The organism is Streptosporangium sp. NPDC050284, assembly GCF_044459525.1.
Taxonomy (GTDB): Bacteria; Actinomycetota; Actinomycetes; order Streptosporangiales; family Streptosporangiaceae; genus Streptosporangium.
Map to the genome: position 1 here is coordinate 174,858 of NZ_JBITIZ010000003.1, position 15,631 is coordinate 190,488.

At 70.2% G+C, this 15,631-nt stretch carries 16 protein-coding genes; 6 read left to right on the forward strand and 10 right to left on the reverse strand.

The window, feature by feature from the left end; all coding sequences use genetic code 11:
• Positions 1-179 precede the first annotated feature (179 nt).
• Positions 180-581, reverse strand: coding sequence for an ATP-binding protein (locus ACIBH4_RS08415; protein WP_362763088.1), 402 nt, complete (start codon positions 579-581; stop codon positions 180-182).
• A gap of 211 nt (positions 582-792) precedes the next feature.
• Here ACIBH4_RS08415 and ACIBH4_RS08420 point away from each other — a divergent pair, with 211 nt between their 5' ends.
• On the forward strand, positions 793-1,656 hold the full coding sequence (locus ACIBH4_RS08420) for a helix-turn-helix transcriptional regulator (protein WP_362763085.1): 864 nt from the start codon (positions 793-795) through the stop codon (positions 1,654-1,656).
• A gap of 17 nt (positions 1,657-1,673) precedes the next feature.
• Complete coding sequence (locus ACIBH4_RS08425) at positions 1,674-1,904, forward strand: DUF397 domain-containing protein (RefSeq protein ID WP_362502615.1); 231 nt, start codon at positions 1,674-1,676, stop codon at positions 1,902-1,904.
• A 52-nt stretch (positions 1,905-1,956) separates the two neighbouring features.
• On the opposite strand, the gene ACIBH4_RS08430 is transcribed toward ACIBH4_RS08425, so the two are convergent.
• Positions 1,957-3,351 carry an NAD(P)H-quinone dehydrogenase gene (locus ACIBH4_RS08430; RefSeq protein ID WP_350943476.1) on the reverse strand — a complete coding sequence of 465 codons (1,395 nt, stop codon included), beginning with the start codon at positions 3,349-3,351 and terminating at the stop codon, positions 1,957-1,959.
• 153 nt (positions 3,352-3,504) lie between these two features.
• Between ACIBH4_RS08430 and ACIBH4_RS08435 the strand changes: the two genes are divergently transcribed.
• The 4 genes from ACIBH4_RS08435 (at position 3,505) to ACIBH4_RS08450 (ending at position 8,054) form a co-directional block, all read left to right on the forward strand.
• Entirely contained in the window at positions 3,505-3,957 is a 453-nt protein-coding gene (locus ACIBH4_RS08435) for a gamma-glutamylcyclotransferase (RefSeq protein WP_350943474.1), read from the forward strand.
• A gap of 254 nt (positions 3,958-4,211) precedes the next feature.
• Positions 4,212-5,420, forward strand: a complete 1,209-nt coding sequence (gene chrA / locus ACIBH4_RS08440; RefSeq protein ID WP_362763082.1) for a chromate efflux transporter — start codon at positions 4,212-4,214, stop codon at positions 5,418-5,420.
• 172 nt (positions 5,421-5,592) lie between these two features.
• Positions 5,593-6,396 carry a purine-nucleoside phosphorylase gene (locus ACIBH4_RS08445; RefSeq protein WP_362502622.1) on the forward strand — a complete coding sequence of 268 codons (804 nt, stop codon included), beginning with the start codon at positions 5,593-5,595 and terminating at the stop codon, positions 6,394-6,396.
• Positions 6,397-6,410: 14 nt separating this feature from the next.
• Positions 6,411-8,054: a phospho-sugar mutase gene (locus ACIBH4_RS08450; RefSeq protein WP_362502625.1), complete on the forward strand. Its 1,644-nt coding sequence runs from the start codon at positions 6,411-6,413 to the stop codon at positions 8,052-8,054.
• Positions 8,055-8,109: 55 nt separating this feature from the next.
• Here the strand turns inward: ACIBH4_RS08450 and ACIBH4_RS08455 are convergent, their stop codons facing one another.
• From ACIBH4_RS08455 to ACIBH4_RS08490, 8 genes are all read right to left on the reverse strand, one after another.
• Positions 8,110-8,889 (reverse strand): hypothetical protein, encoded by a 780-nt coding sequence (locus ACIBH4_RS08455; protein WP_362763079.1) that lies wholly within the window; start codon positions 8,887-8,889, stop codon positions 8,110-8,112.
• A 34-nt stretch (positions 8,890-8,923) separates the two neighbouring features.
• Positions 8,924-10,003 (reverse strand): adenosine deaminase, encoded by a 1,080-nt coding sequence (locus ACIBH4_RS08460; RefSeq protein ID WP_362763076.1) that lies wholly within the window; start codon positions 10,001-10,003, stop codon positions 8,924-8,926.
• 179 nt (positions 10,004-10,182) lie between these two features.
• Complete coding sequence (locus ACIBH4_RS08465; RefSeq protein WP_362502633.1) at positions 10,183-10,539, reverse strand: AraC family ligand binding domain-containing protein; 357 nt, start codon at positions 10,537-10,539, stop codon at positions 10,183-10,185.
• 56 nt (positions 10,540-10,595) lie between these two features.
• Positions 10,596-11,216, reverse strand: a complete 621-nt coding sequence (locus ACIBH4_RS08470; protein WP_362763073.1) for a hypothetical protein — start codon at positions 11,214-11,216, stop codon at positions 10,596-10,598.
• Between the two features lie 165 nt (positions 11,217-11,381).
• Positions 11,382-12,662 carry a thymidine phosphorylase gene (locus ACIBH4_RS08475; RefSeq protein WP_362763070.1) on the reverse strand — a complete coding sequence of 427 codons (1,281 nt, stop codon included), beginning with the start codon at positions 12,660-12,662 and terminating at the stop codon, positions 11,382-11,384.
• A 2-nt stretch (positions 12,663-12,664) separates the two neighbouring features.
• Positions 12,665-13,132, reverse strand: coding sequence for a cytidine deaminase (locus ACIBH4_RS08480; RefSeq protein ID WP_362763068.1), 468 nt, complete (start codon positions 13,130-13,132; stop codon positions 12,665-12,667).
• A gap of 48 nt (positions 13,133-13,180) precedes the next feature.
• Positions 13,181-14,461, reverse strand: a complete 1,281-nt coding sequence (locus ACIBH4_RS08485) for an ABC transporter permease (RefSeq protein WP_362763065.1) — start codon at positions 14,459-14,461, stop codon at positions 13,181-13,183.
• A complete protein-coding gene (locus ACIBH4_RS08490) occupies positions 14,458-15,606 on the reverse strand; it encodes an ABC transporter permease (RefSeq protein ID WP_362502648.1) in 1,149 nt (382 codons plus the stop codon). Before ACIBH4_RS08490 ends, ACIBH4_RS08485 begins: the two co-directional genes overlap by 4 nt.
• Between the last annotated feature and the right edge of the window lie 25 nt (positions 15,607-15,631).

A 15,631-nucleotide genomic window follows, 5' to 3' on the forward strand; every position in this document is an offset into this window, starting at 1 on the left:
AGTGGCAATCAGGCAGGTGTGCGTAAGGTGCTCGAACCGATGCTCTGCGAAGGGGACGAGGAAGCGGTGGACGACGCTCTGCGAGGCGCCACCAGCCACCTCGGCCCTCGTTCGTCTCGGGGTCGGCGGTGCGGAAGCACCCCGGTAGGCGGAAGCGACAGGGGCCTCTCCCCCGCCCCTCAGCGCCCGTCTTGAACAGCCCACCTGAGTTCCGCCCACACAGTGCGGCCTTCCTCGTCGCCCTCGGCGCCCATGTACGTGCTTAACGCGGCGACGATGGCCAGCCCTCGCCCGCTTTCGAGCACCTCTCCCCGAACGTGAGGAGGAAGGGGCGGCGTCGTAGGCCCGCCGGTGTCGGTTACGGCGATCCGGACGGAACCATCCATCAGCCGGATCTCGACCGTGAACACGTCGCCGCGGGACTTGGTGTGGACTACCGCGTTCGAAGCCAGCTCGGCAAGGCAGGCGATCGCGTCATCCAGGACGGGGCATCCGGTCAGGAGTGCTCCAACGAGTCGGCGGACATCATGGAGCTGGCTCGGATCGCCGGAGAAAGACCTACGCCACGTTACGCCGATCATGATGTGGCCCCCTCGCTACGAGGAGCGCGGCTAACGCACGCCAACGTTCTCATGTCGTTCACAACCTCTCGAACACAGAGAGTAATGGGTTGAACACGATGAACCATGGCATGCGCCTTGCAAATCTGCACAGCGGAATCGTGAACTCCTCCCATATGCGTGACAGAGGTGTAACCTTCGACCACTGTCCGTACATGAAAGGGGAGCGTCCGTGAACGCCAAGCGCGGAGTGACTCTGCGGTCCCAGTGGCTGGGCAAGCAGCTCCGTGAACTACGGGAGGCAGCCAACCTCACCCTCAAAGAAACCGGCGATTTCCTGCAACGCGACGGTTCCACGGTCAGCCGCTTCGAAGCCGGCCTGTACCCTGCCCGGACACCGGATGTCATCGCGCTGCTCGATCTGTACGGCGTCGCAGGGGAGCAGCGGCGAGACGGGCTCATCCGGTTGAGCCGCGACGTCTGGCAGAGCGGCTGGTGGGACAACTACTCCGAGGACCTGTCCCTGAACATCGTCGACTACGCCTGGCTGGAGTCACGTGCTCACAGGATCAGGTCGTTCGACGCGTTCGTCATCCCGGGACTGCTCCAGACCAGGGAATACATGGACGCCATGATCCGAGCCGAGGAACCCACCGCAGATCCAGAACAGGTTGACCGTTGGATCAGGTTCCGGCAGACCCGCCAGCAGGTCTTGGAGACGGACAACGCGCCAAACCTCATCGCGGTTCTCGACGAGGCCACACTGCGCCGCAGGGTAGGCGGATTCGAAATCATGCATGATCAGCTCGATCGACTCATCGCCTCCGCGAACCAGACGAACCTCGAGCTCCGAGTGTTGCCCCTGAGCGCAGGCGCCCACGCCAGCCCCGACGGCGCCTTTCGAATCTTCGAACTCCCCGGCCCCTACCCCGCGGTCGCCTATGTCCCGAGCCCTGCTGGTGCGATATACGTAGAAACCGAAGCCGCCGACAGGCTTGCGTCTAAGTTCGACCGCATTTGCCATGATTCGCTCGACCCCAAGAAGTCCATCGAGTTGATCACAGCGATCGCGGAAAAGTTCCATCAGCCCACATGAATGGAGCCGCACCGCTCATGTCCGCTCCCGAGCACACTCCGATTTCCTGGCATATCAGCAGCTTCAGTGCCGACGGCGGCGGCAACTGCGTCGAGGCGGGGGCGGTGAACGACGGCACTGGACGTATCGCCGTACGGCACAGCAAAGATCCCGATGGACCGATGATCCACTACACCCGCGCGGAATGGGACGCCTTCATCTCCGGTGTCCGTGCCGGAGAGTTCGACTTCGGTCCGAGGTCTGCCTGAAAGTCGAGCGGACCTTGTTGACCGGGTCCCGGTCCCCTCTCCAGCCGGACGGTCAGATGCCGCTGGGGGTCATGGGCTGCATGAGGCGGCGGGCGGCCTCGGTGACGGAGCCGGACAGGGAGGGGTAGACCGCGAAGGTGTGGGCGATCTGGTCGACGGTCAGCCTCTGCTGCACGGCGACCGAGACACCCAGGATCAGCTCAGACGCGCGGGGGGCGACCACGACGCCGCCGAGGATGATGCCGGTGTTGGGACGGCAGAAGAGCTTCACGAAGCCGTCGTTGAAACCCTGCATCTTGGCGCGGGCGTTGGTGGCGAGGGGCAGCTTGACGATGTTGGCCTCGATCTCACCGTTCTCGATCGCCCGCTCGGCGATGCCCACGGCGGCGATCTCGGGGTCGGTGAAGATGGCGGAGGCCACGGTCGCGAGACGGAGCGGGTGCACGGCCTCGCCAAGGGCGTGCCAGACGGCGATTCGGCCCTGCATGGCGGCGACCGAGGCGAGCATCAGGACACCGGTGCAGTCTCCGGCCGCGTAGACGCCGGGCGCGGAGGTGCGGGAGACCTTGTCGACCTGGATGAAGCCGCCCCGGTCAAGGGTGACCCCGGCCTCCTCAAGGCCGATCCCCGCGGTGTTGGGGACCATGCCGACCGTCATCAGGCAGTGGCTGCCCTCGGCGGTCCGGCCGTCCTCCAGGGTGACGACCACGCCGTCCGGAGTGCGCTTGACGGACTCGGCGCGGGAGCGGCCCATGACGTTCATGCCACGGCGCCGGTATACCTCTTCGAGGACCTCGGCGGCGTCGGCGTCCTCGTTGGGCATCATGCGGTCGCGGGAGGAGACGAGCGTGACCTCCGAGCCCAGCGAGCGGTAGGCGCCCGCGAACTCCGCGCCGGTGACGCCGGAGCCGACCACGATGAGGTGCTCGGGCAGCTCCTCCAGGTCGTACAGCTGGCGCCAGGTGAGGATGCGCTCGCCGTCGGGCTCGGCGCCGGTGAGGATGCGCGGGGTCGCGCCGGTCGCCACGATGACGACGTCCGCGCGGATCGTCCGGTCTCCGGCCCTGACCACCTGCGGGTCGACGAGCCGCCCGGGGGCCTTGATCACCTCGACGCCCTCCGCCGCCAGCCGGGCGGCGATGTCCGCGGACTGGGCGCGGGCGAGCTCCTTGACGCGCCTGTTCACCAGCGGCATGTCGGCGATGACACCGCCGACGTCGCCGTCGGGGCCACCGGTGTAGTGGACTCCCAGCATGCTGGCGTCGAGGAGCGCCTGCTTGCGCACCGAGGTGGCGATCAGCGTCTTGGACGGTACGCAGTCGGTGAGGACGCAGGCCCCGCCGGGGCCGTCCTGTTCGACCACGGTGACCTGCGCTCCCAGCTGGGCGGCGACCAGCGCCGCCTCGTATCCGCCGGGACCGCCACCGATGATCACTATCCTCGTCACATGGCCCATTCTCCCGCATGACGGGACCGGGCATCGCTGGACACCCCTCCCAAACCACGGAACCACCACAAAACCATCGAGATTCCACCAGTCATCGGCGTGGCCTCGAAGCCTGGTGAGCGTCTCGCGGATCTTGGATTAGTGTTTGTCTCCGTGCCTGTCTACGCCGCTTACGGCAGCAACATGGACCCGAAGCAGATGGCCCAGCGGGCCCCTCACTCCCCGATCAGGGGGACGGGCTGGCTCCAGGGCTGGCGTCTGACCTTCGGCGGGAACGATCTCGGCTGGGAGGGCGCGCTCGCCTCCATCGTCGAGGACCCTGACGACCAGGTCTTCGTCGTCCTCTACGACGTGCCCGAGTGGGACGAGAGCTCCCTCGACCAGTGGGAGGGCGCGGCGCGCGGCCTCTATCACAAGGTCAAGCTCCGGGTGCAGACCATGGAGGGTGAGGTCGTGGCGTGGTTCTACGTGCTCGACGGATACGAGGGCGGGCTGCCCTCGGCCCGCTACCTCGGCATCCTGGCCGAGGCCGCCGAGCGTGCGGGTGCCCCCGACGACTACGTCAGGGAGCTGCGCGGGCGTCCCTGCACCTCGCTGGGAAGCTGACCTCCCTGTAGAGACCCCGGGTTCTCTGCGAGCCTGAGGCTCTCCCGAGAGCACTCCCGGCGCCGCATACGGCGGATTCTCCCGAGGGAACTCCCCCGGGAGCCTGAGGGCGCTCGTCACCTCCCGCACGCGGACACGCGGATCGCCGTCACGCGGAAGGCCGGCGCGAGCGGACCGCACGCGGACACGCACGGGAGGTGGAGTTAACCTGGAGGCCACCCCGCCTTCACCCGGAAAAATGTCATGATTCCCTGGTGAATGACGTACCTCCCGAAGATGGCGAACCCGGGCGCGGATCATCTCTGCGCGAGGTGACCTGGCTGTTCCTGCGGCTGGGCGTCATCGCCTTCGGAGGACCCGCGGCGCACATCGCGATGATGCACGACGAGGTGGTGCGGCGGCGCGGCTGGTTGACCGAGCAGCGTTTCCTCGATCTGGTCGGCGCGACCAACCTCATCCCCGGCCCCAACTCCACGGAACTGGCCATCCACATCGGCCACGACCGCGCCGGGTGGCGCGGCCTGGTGTCCGCCGGGGTCTGTTTCATCCTGCCCGCCGCGCTCATGGTCGGCACGCTCGCGGCCCTGTACGTCCACTACGGCCACACCCCGGCGGTGAGCGGGATCCTGTACGGCATCAGGCCCGTCGTCATCGCGATCATCATCTGGGCCCTGCTCTCCCTGGTCCGTACCGCCCTGGGGACCGTGTATCTGTGGATCCTGGCCGTGGGTGTCCTGACGGCCTACCTGCTCGGTGTGAACGAGCTGCTCCTGCTCGCCGCCGGGGCCCTGTTGACCGTGGCGGTGCGGACGGCCTCCGCCCGGCGCTCCCGCCCGCGCGGGCCGGGAGCGGAACCGCCGCAGGACGGCTCGCGGAGCGCGCGGGCGCTGCTGGCCGCCCCCCTGGTCCTCACCGGTGGCCAGGACCCCGACCAGTTGCTCCGGCTCTTCCTCACCATGCTCAAGATCGGGGCCGTCCTGTACGGGAGCGGCTACGTCCTGCTCGCCTTCCTGGAGGGCGACTTCGTCCATCGGCTCGGCTGGCTCACCGGCACCCAGCTCACCGACGCCGTCTCGATCGGCCAGTTCACCCCCGGTCCGGTGTTCACCACGGCCACCTTCGTCGGCTACCTGGTCGCCGGGGTTCCGGGCGCGATCGTCGCCACGGTCGCGATCTTCCTGCCGAGCTTCCTGCTGGTCGGGCTGCTCACGAAGATCACCGACCGGATCAGGTCGAGGGCCTGGTCGAGCGCGCTGCTCGACGGGGTGAACGCCGCCGCGTTGGCGCTGATGGCCGGAGTCGCGTTCCAGCTCGGCCGTATCTCCCTGGTCGATCCGCTCACCTGGGCGCTCACGGCCGGAACGCTGCTCGTACTGTGGAGGACGAGGCTGAACTCGGCGTGGCTGATCGCGGCCGGAGCCGCGGTCGGCCTGGTCTCGGTGGCCGTCACGGGGCTCGGCTGAACGTCCCGGACACGTCGCGTCCTTCGCTGAGCGTCCCGGACGCGTCATCCCCTCCGCCGGGCGGGGACGGGCCCGAGCGGGAAACGGACCTGAGCAGGGGAGGGACCGCGCACTCCCCCTGAGCAGCGGACACAACGCTGTGTGAAGGCGAACGACCGGTACGCTCACTGACGTGACCAATGACCCGTATGCACTCGCCACCGACGCCGCGAACACGCTGAGAAGCGCCGTCGGCGTGGACTCCTTCGATGTCGCGCTGGTGATGGGCTCCGGCTGGGTCCCGGCCGCCGACGTGATCGGCGAGACGGTCGCCGAGATCCCGGTGACCGATCTGCCCGGCTTCGCGCCGCCCGCCGTGGAGGGCCACGCGGGCCGGATCCGCGCCGTACGAACCGAGTCGGGAAAGAACGCACTGATCTTCCTGGGCCGCACCCACCTCTACGAGGGCCGCGGCGTGGACCCGGTCGTGCACGGCGTACGGACCGCGATCAAGGCCGGGGTGGGCACGGTCGTGCTGACCAACGCCGCCGGAGGCCTGCGCCCCGAGACCCAGGAGGTCGGCGAGGCGGTGCTGATCAGTGACCACATCAACCTGACCGGCGCCAGCCCGATCACCGGCGCCACCTTCGTCGACCTCACCGACGTCTACACCCCACGCCTGCGCGAGCTGGCCCGCGAGGCCGACCCGTCGCTGACCGAGGGCGTCTACGTGGCCTTCCGCGGCCCGACGTACGAGACTCCGGCCGAGGTGCGCATGTGCCGCATCCTCGGCGGCGACATGGTGGGCATGTCCACCGTGCTTGAGGCGATCGCGGCCCGCGAGGGCGGCGCCGAGGTGCTGGGCATCTCCCTGGTCACGAACCCGGGCGCCGGACTGGTGGGCGAGCCGCTCAACCACGAGGAGGTGCTGCAGGTCGGTCGCGCCACCGCCACGCGCATGGGCGGCCTGCTGGCCGGCATCGTCGGCAAGCTGTAGCCGGAGAGGTGACGATGAGCAGCGATCTCGCGGGGCTCGCCCGTTCCTGGCTCGCCCAGGACCCCGACCCCGACACGCGCGCGGAGCTGAAGGAACTGCTGGAGAGCGGTGACGGCGACGCGCTGCGCGAGCGGTTCGGCTCCCGGCTGGAGTTCGGCACCGCCGGGCTCCGGGGCGAGCTGGGCGCCGGTCCCAACCGGATGAACCGGGTGACGGTCATGCGCGCCGCGGCCGGGCTCGCCCGCGTACTCGGTCCCGGCAAACACGTCGTGATCGGCTACGACGCCCGGCACAAGTCGGACGCCTTCGCCCACGACACCGCGGCCGTACTCACCGGGGCCGGGCTGCGCGCCTCGGTTCTCCCCCGGCCGCTGCCCACCCCCGTGCTCGCCTTCGCCGTCCGCCACCTCGGCGCCGACGCGGGCGTGACCGTCACCGCCAGCCACAATCCGCCCCGCGACAACGGCTACAAGGTCTACTGGGGCGACGGCTCCCAGATCGTGCCGCCGGTCGACGCCGAGATCTCCGCCGCCATCGACGCCACGGGGCCCGTCTCCGAACTGCCCCTCGGCTCCCCCGGCGACCCGGCGTGGAACGAGCTGGACGACGGCGTCGTGGACGCCTATCTGGAGGCGGTGACCGCACTCCCGATCGGCGACGCCCGCGAGCTGCGGGTGGCGTACACCCCGCTGCACGGCGTGGGCGGCGACACCCTGGCCAGGGCCTTCGCCGCCGCGGGGTTCGACGCGCCCGCGACCGTCGAGGCGCAGGCCGCGCCCGATCCCGACTTCCCCACCGTCGCCTTCCCCAACCCGGAGGAGCCGGGCGCGATGGACCTCGCCCTGGAGCTCGCCGAACGCGTGGGCGCGGATCTGGTGCTGGCCAACGATCCCGACGCGGACCGCTGCGCGGTGGGCGTGCCGCTCCCCGGCGGCGGCTACCGGATGCTGACCGGTGACGAGGTGGGCGCCCTGCTGGGCGAACACGTGATCCGGCGGACCTCGGGTGACGGCCGCCTGGTGGCGACCACCATCGTGTCGTCGTCCCTGCTCGGCAAGATCGCCGCCGAGTACGGGGTGCGCTGCGCCGAGACCCTCACCGGCTTCAAGTGGATCATGAAGGCCGGTGAGGGCCTGCTGTTCGGGTACGAGGAGGCGCTGGGATACAGCGTCGGCTCCGGCCTCGGACTGCCCGTGCACGACAAGGACGGCATCGGCGCGGCGCTGACCGTGGCCGGGATCGCCGCGCAGGCGAAGCTGGAGGGTCGCGGCCTGCTCGGTCTCCTGGACGACCTGGCCCGCCGTCACGGTCTGCACGCCACCTCCCAGCTGTCCTTCCGGGTGGCCGACCTGTCGCTGATCACCGGGGCCATGTCCCGCCTGCGAGACGCGCCGCCCGCGCGGCTCGGCGGTCGCGAGGTCGAGACGGCCGACGACCTGAGCCTCGGCACGGGCGGGCTGCCGCCCACCGACGGTCTGCGCTACCACCTGGCGGGAGGAGCCCGGGTCGTCGTCCGTCCCTCGGGGACCGAGCCCAAGCTCAAGTGCTACCTGGAGGTCGTGGTCCCGGTGACCGGCGAGGTCTCCGAGGCCCGCGCGCTGGCCGTACGGGATCTCGACACGCTGAAGGCCGACCTCACCGAGGCCCTCGGCCTCTGACCGCGTCAGGACTCCCTGCCGCTGCCCCCCTCACGGCTCCCGGCCTCCGACCCCGTCAGGCGAGGAAGGCGGCGATCACCAGCAGGGCGGCGGCGGCCAGCGCGGCCAGTGCGCCCGGCGACCAGGTGATCGTGAGCCCGCCGGTTCCGGGCGCGGCACCCGCTTCGGACGCGGCACCGGCTTCAGGTATGACGCCCTCCTCAGACACGGCTCCGGCCTCGGACACGACGCCCGCTCCGGGCTCGGCTCCGGTTCCGCCGCTCCCCTCGGTCGCCGCCCCCGGCCCGGTCGCGTCGTCCTTCGTGGTCTCGGCGAGCGAGGCCGCGCGCCTGGCGGATTCCGCGCGTTCGGTGATCTGCTCGGCCACCCAGTCGGCGTGGGTCCTGCCCGCCAGCGCCTCGGCGGCGGCCTGCTCGGCCTTCGAGCGGACCGGCTCGGTCCTGAAGCGACCCCGGGCGGGCGCGGAGGCGGCCCTCCCCCTGCGCGCGGCCGCCGCCCGCTCGCGGGCGGAGGTCTGCGGCACCCAGCAGCGGATGCTCTCATCGCCGGAGGTGATCGTGATCGAGTGGGAGACCGTGACCTCGTCCACGCCCAGCCAGGGCACGAAGGCGTTTCTCAGCGGGTTGCGGACGTGGACGCCCTCCTCGGTGAGGAGGATCGCCGGGCGCAGGCAGCCGACGAAGACCAGCGCGGTCAGCACCGCCAGCACCGCCGCGGCGATCATCGACATCCGCCCGCTGTAACGGACGACCAGATCGACCGCGTTGACCGCGGCGAAGGCCATCCAGACCCAGCCGACGATCATCGCGAGGTTGGAGCGGAACACCTGCTTCATCGGAAAAAAGCTCACTTCACTCGGGCGAGCCCGTTCACACCTGCCACTTGAGGCGGGCGAACCCGGGCTTGATGACGCCGTTGATGAGCGACAGGCGCTCGTCGAACGGCAGGAACGCCGACTTCATGGCGTTGACGGTGAACCACTGCATGTCGTCCCAGCCGTAGCCGAACGCCTCCGACAGCTTGGCGAACTCCTCGGAGACGGACGTACCGCTCATCAGCCGGTTGTCGGTGTTGACCGTGACCCGGAAGTTCAGGCGGCGCAGCAGGCCGATCGGGTGCTCGGCGATTGAGGCCGCCGCACCGGTCTGCAGATTGGACGTCGGGCACATCTCCAGGGGGATGCGCTTGTCACGGACGTAGGCCGCCAGGCGGCCCAGCTTGGGCTCGGCGTCGCCGGAGACGGAGATGTCGTCGATGATCCGGACACCGTGACCGAGCCGGTCGGCGCCGCACCACTGGATCGCCTGCCAGATCGACGGCAGGCCGAACGCCTCGCCCGCGTGGATGGTGAAGTGGGCGTTCTCCCTCTGGAGGTATTCGAAGGCGTCGAGGTGACGGGTGGGGGGGTAGCCCGCCTCCGCTCCGGCGATGTCGAACCCCGCCACCCCGGCGTCGCGGTAGCGGACCGCGAGTTCGGCGATCTCCATGGACCTGGCCTGGTGGCGCATCGCGGTGAGCAGCGTGCCCACCCGGATGCCACGGCCCGCCGAACCGGTCTCGAAGCCCTCCTGCACGGCCTCGATGACCTCTTCGAGGCTCAGGCCCGCGGAGGTGTGCTGCTCGGGCGCGTAACGCACCTCGGCGTAGACGACGCCGTCGTTCGCCAGGTCCTCGGCGCATTCGGCGGCGACCCTCACCAGCGCCTCGCGCGTCTGCATGACGCCGACCGTGTGGTCGAAGGTCTCCAGGTAGCGCTCCAGCGAGCCGGAGTCGGCGGCCTCCCTGAACCAGGCGCGCAGGCTCTCCGTCTCGGTCGCGGGCAACCTGTCGTAGCCCGACTCGCGGGCCAGATCGATGATGGTCTCCGGCCGCAGGCCACCGTCGAGGTGATCGTGGAGCAACACCTTCGGAGCCAGGCGGATCTGCTCGAAAGTGGGTAGCTGACTCATTCGGCAACCTTACCGTCAGGGGCCTGACCGGTCGGCCTGCGCGAAGACGCCGTCACGGCCCGGCCTGGGAATGTTCATACGGGTGTCCCGCGCGAGGGACCACGAGGGGACGCGGCGCCGATCCCGGTACGGAGACACCGGGATCGACGCGCGACGAACCGTCACCGGGTGCCGCCCCTTCACTCACCCTCGCGGTTGACGGTCTCCGGGGAGAAGGCCGGCAGGCAGACGGCGACGTACTCGGCGCCGTCGGGACCTGCGCTGTAGCGGATCCGCTCCCCCGGCTCGCACAGGAACGCCTGCCCCACGCCGACCTCGGTCGTGCCCTCGTCGTGCTCCACGACGACGACGCCCTTGAGCACCAGCGTGTATTCGGCGAACTCCGGCGTCTGGGCGGGTTCGTCCCACCCGGCCGGGGCCTTCATGTACGCGATCGAGATTCGAGGGTCGCCGCTGTTGGCCAGACCGACGTATTCGTCGATCGTCTTGCCACCGGGGACGGGAATCCGTGTCGCGCTGTCGATTTTGCGTACCATCAGGCCAGTCTGTCACCCGGTCTCGGGGCCCGGCGCCACCCGGTTCCCCGACGCTCTCAGTGCGAGATGTCGACGACCAGCCGGTTCGGGCTCTTCTGCTCCAGAACCCGGAACGGCGCCTTGCGGTCGAGGACGACGCCCACGCTCACCACGCCCTCGAAATCGCCGACCTTGACCACGTTCTGGACGTTGCCCAACTGGGCCTGGAAGATCGGGCCGCCCTTCCAGGTGGACTGGCCCGCCTCGGTGTGCGCGACGGCCGGGGTGATCGTCAGTTGCAGGTAGGCACCGCCCTTGACGTCGACCTTGTCTCCCGAGCCGTCCTGGACGAGTTCGGAGACCCACCGTGCCCGGTAGCCCGGCAGCTCGCCCTTGAGGTCGATCACCACCCGGTCGAACCCCTGGTGCTCGGCGAACCGGGCCCCGGTGACGATCGGCTGGGTGGAGACGGCGCGGTCGACCTCGATCTCCTTGGTGCTCGTCGGAGGAAGGAGGGCCGCCGTGGCGGCGGAGGGCGTGGGGGACGTGGTCGACGTGGAGGACGGATCCGCCGGAGCCGTGGTCGCCGTGGTCGGCGTGTCCGCCGGGGAGGGGGTCGCGGTCTGCGTGGCCGAGCCGCAGCCGGCCGCGAACAGGAGCACGGGGACGAGCGCGAGAGGAACGAGGGTGCGGTTCATGATGAGCCTCCTGCCCCGTTAGATGCTCAGATCCCCGGAGAGGTTCACCCTCCGGCCGACCACATGCGCCCTGGCCGGATCGTGACACCTTGTCGAGGGGGGAGTCAAGCACCCCGACGTCCCCCTGACGGCGGAGGCGCTCCGGACGCGAGGACGCACCGGGCGTCAGGCGGTGACGCGGTCGATCACCAGCGGCAGCAGGTCGGGGTCGGCGGTCTCGCCGACGGTGTAGGCGCCTTCGAGGGCGGCGAGCGCCCGCTCGAAGCGCGAGGTCTCGTCGGCGTGCAGCGTCATCAGCGGCTGCCCCTCGCGGACCGGGTCCCCGGGCTTGGCGTGCAGCACGATGCCCGCGCCGAACGACACCGGGTCCTCCTTGCGCTCCCTGCCCGCGCCGAGCCGCCAGGCCGCCAGGCCCACGCCGTACGCGTCGAGCCGGGACAGCACGCCCGAGGAGGGAACGGTGATCTCCATGGTCTCGGCGGCCCTGGGCAGCGGGGCGTCGGGGTCGCCGCCCTGGGCGGTGATCATCCGGCGCCAGACGTCCATCGCCGAACCGTCCGCGAGGGCGCGCTCGGGGTCCTTGCCGCCGGAGATGCCCGCCGCCTGGAGCATCTCCCGCGCCAGCCGTACGGTCAGCTCGACCACGTCGGCGGGCCCGCCTCCGGCGAGCACCTCCACCGACTCGACGACCTCCAGGGCGTTGCCCACCGCCCGGCCCAGCGGCCGGTCCATCGCGGTCAGCAGCGCGACCGTCTCGACCCCGGCGTCAGTGCCGAGCTCGACCATGGTCGTGGCCAGCTCGCGGGCCTGCTCCACGTTCTTCATGAAGGCCCCTGAGCCGACCTTCACGTCCAGTACGAGCGCGCCGGTGCCCTCCGCGATCTTCTTCGACATGATCGAGGAGGCGATCAGCGGGATCGCCTCGACGGTGCCCGTGACGTCGCGGAGGGCGTAGAGCTTCTTGTCTGCGGGGGCGAGACCGTCGCCCGCCGCGCAGATGACCGCTCCGGCCTTGCCGAGTACGTCGAGCATCCCATCGTTGGACAGCGACGCCCGCCAGCCGGGGATCGACTCCAGTTTGTCCAGGGTGCCGCCGGTGTGACCGAGTCCCCTGCCGGACAGCTGGGGCACGTATCCCCCGCACGCGGCGACGAGCGGCGCCAGCGGCAGCGTGATCTTGTCACCGACGCCGCCGGTGGAGTGCTTGTCGGTGGTGGGTCCCGGCAGCGACGACCAGTCCATCCTCGCCCCGGAGCGGATCATGGCCTGGGTCCACTCGGCGATCTCCCGCCGGTTCATGCCGTTGAGCAGGATCGCCATCGCGAGCGCGGACATCTGCTCGTCGGCGACGACGCCCTTGGTGTAGGCGTCGATCACCCAGTCGATCTGCTCGGCCGACAGCTCCCTGCCGTCCCGCTTGGTGACGATGACGTCGATGGCGTCCATGCTCAGGCTCCCCGGCTCAGGTCGTGGGGCCCGAAGGCGTAGGGCAGGATCTCCGCCATCGGCTTCGGGCCGTCAATGGTCTCCAGCAGCAGTTCGGGGCCGCCGAACTCGTACAGGAGCTGGCGGCACCTGCCGCACGGCATGAGCAGCTCCTCGTGCCCGTCGACGCAGGTGAACGCGACGAGACGGCCGCCGCCCGTGGCCTGGAGCGCGGACACCAGCCCGCACTCGGCGCACAGCCCGATGCCGTAGGAGGCGTTCTCGACGTTGCAGCCGGACACGATCCGCCCGTCGTCCACCAGCGCGGCGGCGCCGACGGGGAACTTGGAGTAGGGGGCGTAGGCGTGCCCCATCGCCCGTACGGCCTCGGCCTTCAGCGCCGCCCAGTCGATGCCCTGCCCGCTGCCCGGTTCGGTACTCGGTTCGGTGCCCTGCTCGCCGGTCGGGCCGGTGCTCGGTTCGCTGCTCATCTCGGTGCCCATTGAATCAGATCCGCTCGTGAGGTGCGCGTGTCACGGTCACTTACCCTGTCCCCTGCGGTACGCCAGCCCGATCGCGGCGGGCGCGCGGAGCCGCTGCGCCGCCAGCGAGAGCACCAGCAGCGTGGTGATGTGCGGGGTGACGGAGGTGAACTCCGAGGGAACGGTGTCGGTCAGCGCGAACACGACGAACACGGCGACCGCCGCGACCCCGGTGATCAGCGCGGCCCGCGTCCGGTTCTGCCGTACGAGCTGGTAGACGGCGACCCCGACGAGCAGGATCGTCACCACGAGCAGCAGCGCGTGCACCGACTCGCCGCCCCTGCGCAGCTGGAGCGCGTCGGTGTAGCCGAACAGCACGGCGCCGCCGGCGAGCCCTCCCGGCCGCCAGTTACCGAAGATCATGGCGGCGAGGCCGATGAAGCCGCGCCCGCCGGTCTGCCCCTCGCGGTAGGCGCTCGCGGCCACCTGCGACAGGAACGCGCCGCCCAGGCCCGCCAGGGCGCCGGAGACGAGCACCGCGATGTACTTGTAGGTGTAGACGTTCACGCCCAGCGACTCGGCGGCCACCGGGCTCTCCCCGCAGGAGCGCAGGCGCAGGCCGAACGCGGTGCGCCAGAGCAGGTAGTACGAGAGCGGAACGAGCAGGATCGCCAGGATCGTGAGCAGCGAGACGTTCGTGGTCAGGCCGCGCAGGATGCCCGCCACGTCCGACAGCAGGAACCACTGTTTGGCCTCCAGCGCCCGCAGCGGGTCCCCGATCCCCGGCACGCTCACCACGCCCGGCTTGGGGACGGGAGGCGACTGGGAGTCGCCGCCGCCCGGCATCTCGGCGAAGGTGACCTTGGACAGGAACTGGGTGACGCCCAGGCCCAGGATGTTGATCGCGACACCGGAGATGATGTGGTCGACGCCGAACGTCACGGTGGCGATCGCGTGCAGCAGGCCGCCCAGGGCCCCGCCGATCGCGCCCGCGACGACCCCCGCCCACGGGTTGCCGAACTGGAGCGCGCCCCAGGCGCCGCACCAGGTGCCCATGATCATCATGCCTTCGAGGCCGATGTTGACCACTCCGGCCCGCTCGGCCCACAGGCCGCCCAGACCGGCCAGGCCGATGGGGATGGCGAGCGCGACGGAGGCGTTGATCGCGCCTGCGGAGGTGAGGTCGACGGCGCCGGTGACGGCCCGCGCGAACGAGAGCAGCAGGACGAGCGCGCCCAGGGCGAGCAGCAGGACCCGCCAGGTGACCCTGAAGCGGCGAGCGGGGGCCTTCGGCTCCAGGAAGGGAGCCTCCGGCGTGGTGAGGGCGCCCTGGCTCATGCCGGTGTTCCTTCCCTGGTCGGGGTGGTGTCCGCCAGCTGGCGGCTCACCCGGCGCTGCTCGGCGGAGATCTGGTAGCGGTGGACCAGCTCGTAGGCGATGATCACCGAGAGCACGATCGTGCCCTGCATGATGGTGACGATGTCCGGGGAGATCTTCTGGATCTGCAGGATGCTCGCCGAGGTGTCGAGGAAGGCCCACAGCAGGGCGCCGAACGCGATGCCGACCGGGTGGTTGCGGCCGAGCAGCGCGATCGCGATGCCGGTGAAGCCGAGCCCGGTCGGGAAGTCCAGGCTGTAGCTGTAGGAGGCCCCGAGCAGCTGCGGCATGCCGACCAGGCCCGCCATCGCGCCGGACAGGATCATCGAGATGAGGATCATCCGCTTGACGTTCACGCCGCTCGCCACCGCCGCCGACTCCGAGCGGCCGGTGGCGCGCAGGTCGAAGCCGAAGCGGGTCCGGTTGATCACCACGTGGTAGAGGACGCCCATCACGACCGCGAGGAGGATCAGTCCGAACACCTTCGTCTGGGTGCCGGGGATGATCTCCATTCCGGGCACCTGGCCAGAGGGGCCGATCGGGCTGGTCCCGATGTTGTTGCTGCCCGCGACCTCGACCGCGAGGCGCTCCTTGTTGAGCAGCCAGGAGCCGAGCGCGGTGGCGATCGCGTTCAGCATGATCGTGGAGATGACCTCGCTCACCCCGCGCCGCACCTTGAGCAGCCCGGCGATCGCGGCCCATCCGGCGCCGACCAGCATGGCGACGAAGATGATCAGCGCGACGTGCAGCGGGGCGGGCAGGACGACCGCGCCGCCGACGGCCGCGGCGGTGAGCGCCGCCAGACGGTACTGGCCGTCGACGCCGATGTTGAAGAGGTTCATCCTGAACCCGATCGCCACCGCGAGCGCGGACAGGTAGTAGGTCGTCGCATAGTTCAGGGTCAGCACGATCGAGCGCGGCCGGATGCCGTACTCGCCCATGATGACCAGCGTGTCGAGCGGCGGGGCACCGGTGATCGAGAGGATGACCATGGTGATCGCCGCGGCGAACGCGATGGCGACGAGCGGAGCGGCGAGCGAGAGCAACCCCGCCGGGGAGACTCTGCCGAGCAACCGGTCGGCGAAGGTGGACTTTTCCCGGCTCATCCGCGCGTCCCGTGGTGCGTGTGCG